This window comes from Bacteroides sp. NGMCC 1.200775 (assembly GCF_040798045.1).
GTDB classification, from domain to species: Bacteria; Bacteroidota; Bacteroidia; order Bacteroidales; family Bacteroidaceae; genus Bacteroides; species Bacteroides hominis.
Genome location: NZ_JASCQK010000001.1, coordinates 615,455 through 628,437, shown reverse-complemented (window position 1 = coordinate 628,437; position 12,983 = coordinate 615,455). Strand labels below are relative to the sequence as shown.

7 protein-coding genes and 1 tRNA gene are annotated in these 12,983 nt (G+C 42.8%); 3 read left to right on the top strand and 5 right to left on the bottom strand.

Features of this window, described 5'->3' with window-relative positions; all coding sequences use genetic code 11:
* Positions 1–11: 11 nt before the first annotated feature.
* From QK890_RS02760 to QK890_RS02750, 3 genes are all read right to left on the bottom strand, one after another.
* The gene (locus tag QK890_RS02760) at positions 12–587 is read right to left on the bottom strand and encodes a site-specific integrase (RefSeq protein ID WP_367627159.1); all 576 of its coding nucleotides are present in this window, start codon (positions 585–587) and stop codon (positions 12–14) included.
* Positions 588–662: 75 nt separating this feature from the next.
* Positions 663–1,892, bottom strand: a complete 1,230-nt coding sequence (locus QK890_RS02755; protein ID WP_118308302.1) for a site-specific integrase — start codon at positions 1,890–1,892, stop codon at positions 663–665.
* Positions 1,893–2,166: 274 nt separating this feature from the next.
* A tRNA-Lys gene (locus QK890_RS02750) sits at positions 2,167–2,239 on the bottom strand.
* Positions 2,240–2,355: 116 nt separating this feature from the next.
* Here QK890_RS02750 and ettA point away from each other — a divergent pair.
* From ettA to QK890_RS02735, 3 genes are all read left to right on the top strand, one after another.
* On the top strand, positions 2,356–4,044 hold the full coding sequence (gene ettA, locus QK890_RS02745; protein ID WP_005776885.1) for an energy-dependent translational throttle protein EttA: 1,689 nt from the start codon (positions 2,356–2,358) through the stop codon (positions 4,042–4,044).
* Between the two features lie 195 nt (positions 4,045–4,239).
* A complete protein-coding gene (locus QK890_RS02740; RefSeq protein WP_022011057.1) occupies positions 4,240–7,029 on the top strand; it encodes a TonB-dependent receptor in 2,790 nt (929 codons plus the stop codon).
* A gap of 22 nt (positions 7,030–7,051) precedes the next feature.
* On the top strand, positions 7,052–8,947 hold the full coding sequence (locus QK890_RS02735) for a choice-of-anchor J domain-containing protein (RefSeq protein WP_367627158.1): 1,896 nt from the start codon (positions 7,052–7,054) through the stop codon (positions 8,945–8,947).
* A gap of 111 nt (positions 8,948–9,058) precedes the next feature.
* Here QK890_RS02735 and QK890_RS02730 read toward each other — a convergent pair whose 3' ends face one another.
* Positions 9,059–10,144, bottom strand: coding sequence for an endonuclease/exonuclease/phosphatase family protein (locus QK890_RS02730; protein ID WP_367627157.1), 1,086 nt, complete (start codon positions 10,142–10,144; stop codon positions 9,059–9,061).
* A 149-nt stretch (positions 10,145–10,293) separates the two neighbouring features.
* Positions 10,294–12,981, bottom strand: a complete 2,688-nt coding sequence (locus QK890_RS02725) for an ATP-binding protein (RefSeq protein ID WP_367627156.1) — start codon at positions 12,979–12,981, stop codon at positions 10,294–10,296.
* Positions 12,982–12,983: the final 2 nt, after the last annotated feature.

Here is a 12,983-nt window from a genome sequence, read left to right as displayed (position 1 = left end):
AATTTTTTTATTTAGATATTTATAATGTTGTTCCCTTTTAATTTCTCTGAAACTGTCTTCATTGCTTTGTATAGCTGAAAGTCTGTGATTTTGGAATTGCCTTGTACTTTTCTTTCTATAAGTTTATTTACTATCGAAGTTTCTAAATCGTTACCCATTATGATAGTACAAATGAATGTGTGTCTTGCAAAATTAAAAGTAAGATGTTTCTCTAATTTACATTCTTTACCTACTTCTTTAAGATAGTAATTTGTCTTTTGAATACTGGGTACAGGCAGTAATGAACCTGTTTCATTTGAACTGTTCCTATATTTTTCTATAATAGTGCGAGATATGTCTAAAAGTGGTATTTTTATCGGGGTATTACTTTCTTGCACATATATCTTTAGCCAATATTTCCCATCAGGAGTAATAACCAAATTGTTAATAGTCAGATTTTTAATATCATTATAACTTAATCCGGTGAAGCAGGAGAAAAGAAATATATCCCGGATTTTATCTAAACGTGTTATTGTAAACCGGGCTTTCAGGATAAGATTAGTTTCTTCCAATGTCAGGGAAGTATTTTTGATTGGTAGCGATTTCATATATCAATTATTTATAGGATTATTAATATGTAGGTAAATAGGAACTTATCACAAACTGTGATAAGTTCCGGAGCGTTATACAGTAACAAGGCATTTACTGTTGAGCTTTTGTGCCAATAGTTCCATGTCATTGCTCAATTTCGTGTCTATTACCTTTGCGTAGATTTGAGTTGTCCGAATATCTGTATGACCTAACATCTTTGAAACACTCTCGATAGGCACGCCATTAGCCAGTGTAACAGTCGTTGCGAATGTGTGCCTTGCAAGGTGGAACGTGATATTTTTGTCGATACCACATAGAACGGCAATTTCTTTCAAATAATCATTCATCTTTTGATTGCTGATAACAGGTAACAACTGACCGTTTTTCAATTTCCCTTCATATTTGTTCAGGATGGCTTTAGGAATATCCAGCAAGCGGATGTTTGATGTTACTTTAGTCTTGTGACGTTTCTTTATAATCCATAGATTATCATCAAATGCCAAACGTATGTCGTTACTGGTTAATTCGCATATATCCACGTATGAAAGTCCCGTATAGCAGCTAAAAATGAAAATATCCCGTACCTGCTCCAATCGCTTTGAAGCAAAATCCTTATTGCATATCCTGCTTATCTCGTCCTTGTCAAGATACCCTCTTTCTATATACTCGAATTTCAGTTTATAATTGGCGAACGGGTCGGCTGTTATCAATCCTGTACCCTGTGCAAAGTTTACCACCGTGCGGAAACGCTGTATAAACTTCATTGCCGTATTGGGTGAACAATCGTGGTTCTTTATTATATACAGGTAGAAATTCTCAATAAATACTTTGTTGATTTGGCGTATAGGCAAATCCGATACACGATATTCGTCTTTTAGGAAATCAGTTAGGCGTAACTTTGTTAGTTCGTATCGGCTGTACGTTTTGGGTGTGGCTTCTCCTGCTTCGACCTTTTTCTTGTATTGGTCGTTGTGCTGGGTGAAAAAAGAAATAATGGTATTTGCTTCTTCCTCTTTTCCCAATAGTGCATTTTTCACGCTTTCGGGTGTAACATAGCTATCCCGCATTAATTGATTGTGGAAGTGGGAACGGATATTTGCTTTGATGTCGTCCAGCATGGAATTAAGCCTTTGTATCTCCATTGATTTACCTATGGCTCTGCCGGATTTCCAGTTAGTTTCTAACACTTCTAACTTGGTATTGAATTGGGTCTGTTTGCCGTTGATTGTGATACGGGCATGAATGGGTACTAAACCATTCTTTTTCATCTTGTCTTTTTTCAGGTAAAACAATACGCTGAAAGTACTTTTTTCATTCTTCATAATCTCACTTTTTTTAGATTGCAAAACTAATTTTAATCACTGTAAATGAGATAAATAGAGTATAGACAAATCACGTCAAAAGTAAGCCATTTTCCGACAATCGTACCCCCTAATCGTTTTTTGGGGAAGGGGGTACGATTTGGATACTCAACCGTGTCTTTTCGTGCCCCTTTTTTGTCTTTTAGGCAAGACTGAAACAATAAAAAAAGTCCTACAATACGTTGATATTGTAGGACTTGTCTCTTTTTTGTCGCCGTTTGGCTTTGTTCTTATGTGATCCGCCTGGGGCTCGAACCCAGGACCCCAACATTAAAAGTGTTGTGCTCTACCTGCTGAGCTAGCGAATCAATCCTTTATTGCTGTTAAGCGGGTGCAAAGATAGAGCTATTTTTTATAATTGCAAATAAATTCCGAACATTTTTGTTATCTTTGTGCCATAAATATCAATACACATTATTTATATATGGCTGACGATAAAAAAATAATTTTCTCGATGGTGGGAGTAAGCAAAGCTTTCCAACCTAACAAGAATGTGCTAAAAGACATTTATCTTTCTTTCTTCTATGGAGCTAAGATTGGTATTATCGGTCTCAACGGTTCGGGTAAATCTACTTTGCTGAAGATTATTGCCGGTCTGGAGAAGTCTTATCAGGGAGAGGTGGTTTTTTCTCCCGGATATTCAGTAGGCTATCTGGCACAGGAGCCTTATCTGGATAACACTAAAACAGTGAAAGAAATCGTAATGGAAGGTGTGCAACCCATTGTTGATGCACTGAACGAATACGAAGAAATTAATCAGAAGTTCGGTTTGCCTGAATATTATGAAGATCAGGACAAGATGGATCAACTTTTTGCACGGCAAGGGGAATTGCAGGATATTATTGATGCGACGGATGCCTGGAATCTGGATAGTAAACTGGAACGTGCAATGGATGCTCTCCGTTGCCCGCCCGAAGATCAGTCTGTGGCTAATCTTTCGGGTGGTGAACGTCGTCGTGTGGCGCTTTGCCGCTTGTTATTGCAAAAACCTGATATTTTATTGCTCGACGAGCCGACCAACCATTTGGATGCTGAGTCTATCGACTGGTTGGAACAGCATTTGCAGCAATACGAAGGTACGGTAATTGCTGTGACACACGACCGTTATTTCCTTGACCATGTGGCTGGATGGATTCTTGAACTTGACCGTGGCGAAGGTATCCCCTGGAAGGGTAATTATTCCAGCTGGCTGGAGCAGAAAACCAAGCGGATGGAAATGGAAGAGAAAACTGCCAGCAAACGTCGCAAAACTCTGGAACGTGAGCTCGAATGGGTACGTATGGCACCCAAGGCACGTCAGGCTAAGGGCAAAGCCCGTTTGAACTCGTACGATAAATTGCTGAACGAAGACGTGAAAGAAAAAGAAGAGAAACTGGAAATCTTCATACCGAACGGTCCTCGTTTGGGTAATAAGGTGATCGAGGCTAAACATGTGGCTAAAGCTTACGGTGATAAACTGTTGTTTGACGATCTCAACTTCATGCTTCCTCCTAATGGTATTGTGGGAGTTATCGGTCCGAATGGTGCCGGAAAAACAACTCTTTTCCGTTTGATTATGGGACTGGAAACAGTTGATAAGGGTGAATTTGAAGTAGGGGAGACCGTGAAGGTGGCTTACGTAGACCAGCAACATAAAGATATTGATCCGAATAAGAGTGTTTATCAGGTAATTTCCGGCGGAAATGATTTGATCCGCATGGGAGGGCGTGACATTAACGCACGCGCCTATCTTTCACGCTTCAACTTTTCGGGTGCTGATCAGGAAAAGCTTTGTGGAGTACTTTCCGGTGGTGAGCGTAATCGCTTGCACCTTGCCATGGCATTGAAGGAAGAAGGAAATGTATTATTGCTCGACGAGCCGACCAATGATATTGATGTCAATACCTTGCGTGCACTTGAAGAAGGTTTGGAAGATTTCGCCGGTTGTGCCGTTGTGATTTCGCATGACCGTTGGTTTCTCGATCGAATCTGTACTCATATTCTTGCTTTTGAAGGCGATTCGAACGTGTTCTATTTTGAAGGTTCTTACTCGGAATACGAAGAGAATAAATTGAAACGGCTTGGCAACGAAGAGCCTAAGCGCGTGAGATATAGAAAGCTGATAGCTGACTAATACTTAACAATGTGTAAGCCCCGCAAATTAATTGCGGGGCTTTTTTGTTTCATAGAGCTATAATATGTTTATCTCTCTTAAAAAATTGTAGCATCTTTGTAATGTATATATAAAGAATATTAATTACCTTTGTGCTCCAAAACGTTTATTTACAATTTATTAATTAACAAGTTCTATTAACTAACAAAGAGAATTATGAGAAGACATCTAATTCATTTCCTGCTGGTTGCAGTACTGACGGTATGCTCTGCCGCTACGGCTATTGCCCAGGTAACAGTGAAAGGTCAAGTTGTGGATGCGGAAACAGGTGAGCCATTGATTGGTGCAGCCGTAACGATTGTCGGTACTACTCAAGGTAGTGTGACTAACCTGGATGGTGAGTTTACACAGAAAGCTGCCTCCGGTTCGACACTGCTTATCAAGTACCTTGGCTACAAAGACTTCAGTAAGAAGATCACCCACAAAGGGGGTACTGAAGATTTGGGCGTGATTAAAATGGCACCGGATGCAATGGTATTGAACGACGTTATCATTACATCTTCCGTTGCTGTTTCGCGTAAAACTCCGGTAGCTGTATCAACAGTTGACCCCGTCTTTATCGAAGAAAAACTCGGAACGCAGGAATTTCCTGAAGTTCTGAAGTCAACTCCGGGTATCTATGCAACTAAGCAAGGTGGTGGTTTTGGTGACTCCAAAGTAAACATACGTGGTTTCAAGACTGAGAACTCTGCTATGATGATTAATGGTGTTCCGATGAATGATATGGAGTGGGGTGGTATCTACTGGTCTAACTGGGCCGGTTTGAGTGATGTGACTCGTAGCATGCAGGTACAGCGTGGTTTGGGTGCGTCAAAGGTAGCAGCTCCTTCTGTGGGTGGTTCTATCAACATCGTGACAAATACAGTTGATGCCAATAAGGGCGGTTTCGTATCTTATGGTATGGGTAATGACGGATTAAACAAGATCCTGTTCAAGGTATCTACCGGATTGACTAAGTCAGGTTGGGCTATGACCCTTTTGGGAGGTAAGACCTGGGCAGATGGTTATATCCAGGGAACCGACTACGAGGCTTATAACTGGTTTGTGAATATCACAAAACGTTTCAACGACAATCATCAATTGTCATTTACTGCTTTTGCTGCTCCTCAGTGGCACAATCAGCGTGGAAATAAAGACGGACTTACTATTGAGGGATGGCAAGAAGTTGCTAAAAACTATATGAATGGTGAAAAGCCTTATCGTTATAATCCTACTTACGGTTTTGGATTGAATGGACAAAGAAAATCATCTGCATATAATGTATATAATAAACCTCAGTTGTCGTTGAACCACTTATGGCAGATTAATGATAAATCAAGCTTAAGTACAGCCTTGTATGCTTCTATCGGTCGTGGATATGGTTATTCCGGTCAGGGATTGACCAGTGCTGATCGTAGCAACTGGTATGGTAGTAACAGTGGAAAGCTGAATATGACTTTCCGTAAAGCTGACGGTACATTTGCTTATGATGAAATCTATGCTCTGAACGAAGCCAGCGAGAACGGTTCGGTTATGGCTATGTCGAAGTCTAAGAACTTCCATAACTGGTATGGTCTGCTCTCTACTTATACAACCAAGATTGGTGACTATTTTGATTTTTATGGTGGTATAGACTACCGTTATTATAAAGGTACGCATACGAATGAATTGGTTGACCTCTATGGTGGTGACTTTTATGTAGATTCCAGTTCAAGAACCAATGTGCTTACTTCCAACAATGCCGCTGCTGCTGCCGGTTCGGCATTCGTAAATCAGAAGTTGAAAGTGGGTGATGTGGTTTATCGTGACTACGATGGTTATGTAATGTCTGAAGGTGTGTTTGCCCAGGGTGAATACAACAGAGATAAGCTGAGTGCTTTCATTTCCGGTTCGGTTTCTAATACCGGTTACTGGCGTTATGACCGCTTCTATTATGACAAGGCACACGCTAAATCAAAAACCACCAACTTTATCGGATGGAATGCAAAAGGAGGTTTGAATTATAACCTTACCGAAAATCATAACGTTTTTGCTAATATCGGTTATATCAGCCGTGCTCCTTTCTTCTCGGGCGGTGCTTTTCTGAATTCAACTACCAGCAATGCGACTAATCCGGATGCAGTAAACGAAAAAGTTTTCTCTTTCGAAATCGGATATGGTTACCGTTCAACGTATTTGACGGTGAATGTCAATGCTTACCACACTCGCTGGATGGATAAGACTACTACTCGTTCGCAAGATATTAATAATTACTACGAAGGTAGTCTTAGCGAGCCTTATGATGCAAGTAAGCTGGTTTCTACCAAATCTGTTATCAATATGCAAGGTGTAAACGCCTTACACCAAGGTGTTGAACTTGATTTTGTTGCAAGACCTTTCCAATGGCTGGATTTGAGCGGTATGTTCTCTATCGGTAACTGGCGTTGGGATAGCAATGCATCAGGAAGTTTCACCGTTGAAGGTCAATTTGTAAACAGTGCATCTATTAAGGGAAATGATGGTAAGGATATAACAGTTCTTGTTAATGCCGCAGCCAATGGGTTGGAACCGGGTACAATGAAACTGAATCTGAAAGATGTGAAAGTGGGAGGATCGGCACAGACTACTGCTGCTTTGGGTGCTACTTTCAAGATTGATAAGGCCATTCGTCTGGGTATCGACTGGAATTTATACGCACGTAACTATGCTGACTGGGCATTAACCTCAAACGACCTGGTGATGAACAGTGAAAAAGACTTTTCTACTCCCTGGCGTATTCCGTCAGCAAGCACATTCGACTTGAACGCAAGTTATAAATTCAATTTTGGTAAGTTGAATGCAGTGCTGTCAGGTAACGTGAACAACTTATTCGATCAGACTTATATTTCTGATGCTACAGATGGTAGCAATCACGACTGGAAGACCGCTTATAATGTGTTCTACGGATTTGGCCGTACTTATAGCTTGAGATTAAAAGTTAATTTCTAATCTAAAACAGGAAGTTTAAATTATGAATAGAAATCTATTAATGCCTGTAGCGGTATCGTTGATTCTGCTGTCCGGCTGTAAATATAATGATGATAACTTCGAAGGATTGGACGAGATGACCCAGCCGACGAATTTGATGAAGATAGAATATACGCTGACTGATGCTGATTATGCAACTATCAGTACGAACTCTACTAATAAAGATATCGCCAAAGCAGGTGGTGTATCTAAAGATCTTGAGAACATCAAGACCAATCTTTATCTGACAGAGAAGATTACAGGAGCCACCTATATCCCTGCTTTCTTGCTTGATAAGTATTACACCGCCGATAAGGGTTCGAGTGCAAAGATTACTTATAAGTACAAAGAAGCGATGTCTTCTTTGCTGTCTGAGTATGCTTCGGTGAAATATCTGAAACCGACGGATGCCGAATACAAGTTGGTTTATGGTGAGGATGCGTTTGCGCCTTATCTGAATGAAAAGACTGAAGGCCAAATGTATAAGATATTGAACGAGAAGTTTAAAGATGCTGAAAAAGGAACTGCTGTTTTCGTTGACTATAAGTTGGGCGAGGGACAGTTGGAGAATCCGTTGATGTGGCAGGATTTTGAGGCTGTTGCGACGGGTGAACTGAAATCCTTGGATGGATGGTTTATCAGCTCTACCGGTGGCACTCAGTGGAAAGTCACTTCTTATGATGATAACCAGTATGTTCAGTATTCGGCAAACGGTACGAAAGGAGCATGCGTCGGCTGGATGGTTACTCCTGCTATTTCTGTTGCTGCCGGTGATTATCTTGGTTTTGATGTGACCGTGGGATACTATAATGCCAGCTGCTTGTCCGTTCTTATTTCAGAGAATTTCGATGGTAAGAATGTCGATGCCGCCAGTTGGACTGACGTAACTTCGGATTTCAACATCCCTACCAAGCCGACAAGCGGTTACGGTACATTTGCATCTGCCGGTAAGCTATCTTTATCAGCTTATGCGGGCAAGAAGGTTTATGTAGCCTTTAAGTATGTAGGTGATGGTGCCAATAAAAAGACTACTACTTATCAGATTGATAACATCATGGTAGGTACTTCTATCCCGGCTAACAGTCTTTCTACTCCTGCTTACGCAGTGAAAGTGTACGATGGTAAGAGCTGGAAAGATAAGAACAATAACGTATATGTTCCGACATACGCTGATTACGGAGATATGGGACAGAGCAAACGTTACTTTACTTCAGAAGTTCCGGCTGTTACTTATCTGCCTGCTTATTTGTCTAAGATGGTAGCATATCCTGTTGATGGCGATGCACGTGTAGTGATTTACAGATATTATAATGGTACCGAATTGAAGATCTACAGTGATGAATACACTTATTCTGCTGAAACTACAAGGTGGTCACTGAATACACGTATTGTTGATAAAACAGAGCAGTTTGTACTGTCTGACGGTAAGTGGAACTTTGACCCGAGCACTGTGGTTACTTTGAAGGCAGAAAAGGGCGATGCAGAAACTGCTGCATTCTATCAGACCATTACCGATTGGGTGATTGCCAATAAGGGACAAGAATATGCACCTATATTTAACGGTAAGAGTAATAACGAATATTATTATGGTAGCTCTGCTTATCAGAACAATTTTGATTTCCGCCCGGCGAAGTGGAGAGAACAAAATGCTGCCGCTTATGGCAACATGTCGGATGCCGATCTTACTAAGTTGATGTTCGAACGTTTGCCAGAAGCATTTCTTCCGGGATTGAAAGCAATCTATGGTAGTGCGGATGTTGTGGAAGGTGTAGATGTGTTCTATACAATTAACTTCGCCATCTACGATGGCTCTTCTACCACACAATATACCATTAAGTATAAAGTGACAGGTAAAGGACAGTTTGAATATGTTGCAGACTCTTTGAAGAAAGTAGAATAAGAAAACTAATTCATTTATAATAAGAAAGGCCGCTCTGAGTAATCAGGACGGCCTTCTTTTATATTATAACGGGAGCTATGGGAGTGAAAAGGTGTTTTGATACATTCCCGTTTATATCTTCACCTCCATCACTACCGGATTATGATCACTGCACAAATTGAGGTCAGGCGAATAGTAATCTACCCCTTTAAATTCTTTGGAATGGAAAATATAGTCGATTCTCAGCAGGCGTTTAAAGTACCGGAACGTATACATGTACCCATGTCCGCAAGTCTGGAATCCGTCTTGAAGATTGTCACCTTTCACGGTACTGTATGTGTAGGACGATGGGAGAGAGTTAAAGTCACCGCAAACCAGTATAGGGTAGGGGGTGGTGCGGATTAATTGTTCCAAAGTCTTTGCCTGTGCCGCACGTTTCCTGAAGTTCTCGTTGAGTCCCTCCAACAATTGCCTGGCCACTGCTTCCTCTCTGCCTGTCAGTTCGTTTTTAGCCAGTTCCCTTTCCAGCCTGCGCTTATTTTGGCTGACCTCCGTTGTTTGCAGGTGGTTATTGAAAACACGAACCGTTTGTCCGTCTACGTCCAGGTCGCACCACATACTGCAATTCCTTGAGTCCGGATAAGTGATCAGCTTGCTGTCCTTCACCGGATATTTGCTGAATAAAGCTATCTGCAGGATGGAGATGCTGTCTGGAGCTTGCGGGATAATGACGTATTGCCAGTTTGCAAAAGTGTTTCGTATGCTGTCTGCGGTGAAATATCGGTTAGCGGCAAACTCTTGAAGACAGACGATGTCCACTTGATGCTCTTCCATATATTTCGCGATTTCTTTGCATGAGTATCCCGATTGCTCGTTACCGAAACTGTCTACGTTATACGTCGCTATTTTCAAAGTTCTTCTATCTTCTTTTTTCGCCGGAAAGGGTGGTTGGAATATCCGTCCCAGATATTGCCAGTTGGCAGCTATGGCTATCAGCGGAATGACTATCCAGAACCGGCGGCGTATGCCCCAATAGATGGCCGCAGCGAGGTTGATTAACAAGAGCCCCGACAGCAAGAGCCCGATGAAAGGTATTAAAGTAGAACTTTCCGGGGGAACATGCCCGGCAAATGCTCCGGTGATGGTGACACCTGCCAAAGCAAAAGTCAGTGCGACAGAGGTATAATAAAATAATTTGGATACGGCTTTCTTTCCCATTGTTTTGAATTCTGTATTTTAGTCCACCATAAGTTCACCACAGAGGACACAGAGGACACGGAGTTTTTATTTTCCAGGTTTATAGAAAGATCTTAAATTCTTCCTCTGTGAACTCTGTGTCCTCTGTGGTGAACTTGTGGTGAGGTTCTTTATCTCAACCATTTCTTTATCATCTCCTTCAGCTTTTCCTGAGCAATCGGTTTCGAGATGAAATCGTTGCATCCTGCCTCTTCGGCAGCTTTCCGGTCATATTCATAAGCATAAGCACTCTGTGCGATGATAGGTACATCTGCGGACAATTGCCGGATGATCCTGGTGGCTTCCAGCCCATCCAGATTGGGCATTTTTATATCCATTAATATCAGGTCCGGTTCCGCTTCATCGTACATGGTTACAGCTTCCATGCCATCTCTGGCACGTACCAGGTGGTATTTCCTGCCCAGAATTGCATTTAGCAAGTCATAATTGCTGTCGGTATCTTCTGCTATCAGGATGGTAGGCTTATCGGTTTCCGTCTCCGTTACTTCCATGGATTTACGTTCCTCCTTGCTTCCCGCCGGCTCTTTTGTCCGGTCGTCGGCTTCCGGATATTGCCGGTCGTCGGTTTCTCCGTCCCGACGTTCTTCCTTATCGGCCTTCACATCTTGCATTACGCTTTCCAGAGGCAGCCAGAAGGTAAATGTAGTACCTGTCCCCACTTCCGAAGAAACGGATATTTCTCCTCCCAGACGTTCGATGATAGTCTTGCATATCGACAGTCCCAACCCCGTGCCCTGAGCGAAGTTATTGAGCTTGGCAAAGCGCTGAAACACCCGTCCCAACTTCTCCGGTTCGATGCCCAGTCCGGTGTCTTTTACGTAAAATACCACTTTTTCGGCTTCTTGCCTGTAACCGTAGCTCACGCTGCCTTGTGTCGTGAATTTAAATGCATTTCCTATCAGGTTAGAGAATACCTGGAAAATCCGGTTCTTGTCCGAGTGAATGCTCAAAGCTTCGTCCGGCGAGTCAAATTTCAGTTCCACTCCTTGCGGGCAGCGGAACACATGTGCATCATGAATCTCTTTGCAAAGCGTGTGCAGCTTTACCGGTCCGTAAGTGAACTCCACGATGCCCGATTCTATTTTCGACAGATCCAGTATTTCATTGATCAGTTGCAGCAGCCGTTCGTTGTTGGCATCCACTATTTCATAATATTCTTTTCGCTCTTCCGGGTTTTCGCTCTCCGAGATGATGCGTGAGAATCCTACGATGGCGTTGAGCGGTGTCCGTATTTCGTGGCTCATATTGGCAAGAAAGGCCGACTTCAGTTTATCCGACGTCTCTGCTTTCTCTTTCGATTCCATCAATTCGCGGCGCATCAGTTCCAGCTGAGTAATGTCCCACTCGATGCTGACAATGATGGGCGAGAAGTCTTCACTTTCTACTATGATTTTTTGTTTGTCCAGAATCAGCAGATTGCCATTTTTGTCTTTACCTTCCATGATCCAGTGCATCCCTTTTCCGGTATTGGCTATTTCCATGTCCTCTTTCCGTTTCTGCTGTGCCATTTCCAGCGGATAATAATCGAAATCGTTCATACCGATGGCATTTTCCGCGCTGATATCCCGGTTATACGATTCCCGGTTTCGGTAGATATACCGGAAATCATTCTCTATATCCTTCACAACGATCCCCGCCGGGAGGTTTTCCATCGTGGTATCCATGATGCGGTTGAGCCGTTTTATCTGCGATTCGTACCGTATACGTTCCGATATGTCGTGTGTAAACGACCAAAAGGTTTCCTCTCCGTCATCCGTTGTCACGCTGTACATCGTACCCTCAAACGCCAATGTGCTTTTATCATGCTTCAGCGGGTGGTAGGCCAGGAAGTTGAAATTCTGTCCTTCCCGTATGCTGTGGTAACGTTCTTCCCAATCCTTCGGACTGTCCATGTCGCCTACAATGTCGAAAATCCGTATTTGCGATAGGTCCGCCTGTTCCGTGATCCGGTGGTTGAGCCTGAACTGTCTGTTGGCAAATATCAGCGTGCCGTCTTTCCGTGCCGCATAAATACTTTCTTTGGCATTGTTGATGGCATGCGTCAGCGTGTTGATGTCATTCCTCTTCCGCTGGATGTCCGTAATGTTCTGTATATACCCTTCCAGAATGATGTTACCGTCTTCTTCTTCACCCCTCAGGTAGCATTGCTGGCGCATATAGTATACCTGTCCTTCCAACAGAATGCGGTATTCGATGTACTCCTTTACCAGTTTACGGCGGTTTGCCTCCATCCATGTGTTCACGGCAGGCAGATCTTCGCTCAGAATGGTCTCGTAATAATCCTGAAAGTTGACGCTCCGCTCTTCTTCCGTACATACTATTCCGTTGTATCCCCGATAATAGAATGTCTTTTCGCGCGATGCATATTTCCATTGCCCTATCTGTGCCGCTTTTTGTATCTCTTTCAGTTCGTAATTCGTACGTTCCAGTTGCAGCTTTACGTTGCTCCGTGCCGTGATGTCACGATATTGGCACAACACCTTGTCGCCGTCATACGGCTGCATGATGCATTTGAAGTAGTACGTTTCGTCCTCTTCCAACGGCAGCCTGTAGTTGCGGTTCACCGTTATCCCCTGTTGGGTCACCCGGCGGAAGTCCGGCAGCAGTTTCTGGAAGGTATGGTCGGGAAGCAGATTGAACAGATTTTTTCCCAAGAGCCTGTCTTCTTGCAGGAACCACAAATCGCTGTGCGGGTCGATGTCCAGACACGTGCCGTTTTTGTCCACCAAGATCAGTGTGTCAGCTGTCAGTTGCAGTATCTTATGGGCATTGTTTACGTCATGCAGTATTCTATCCATGC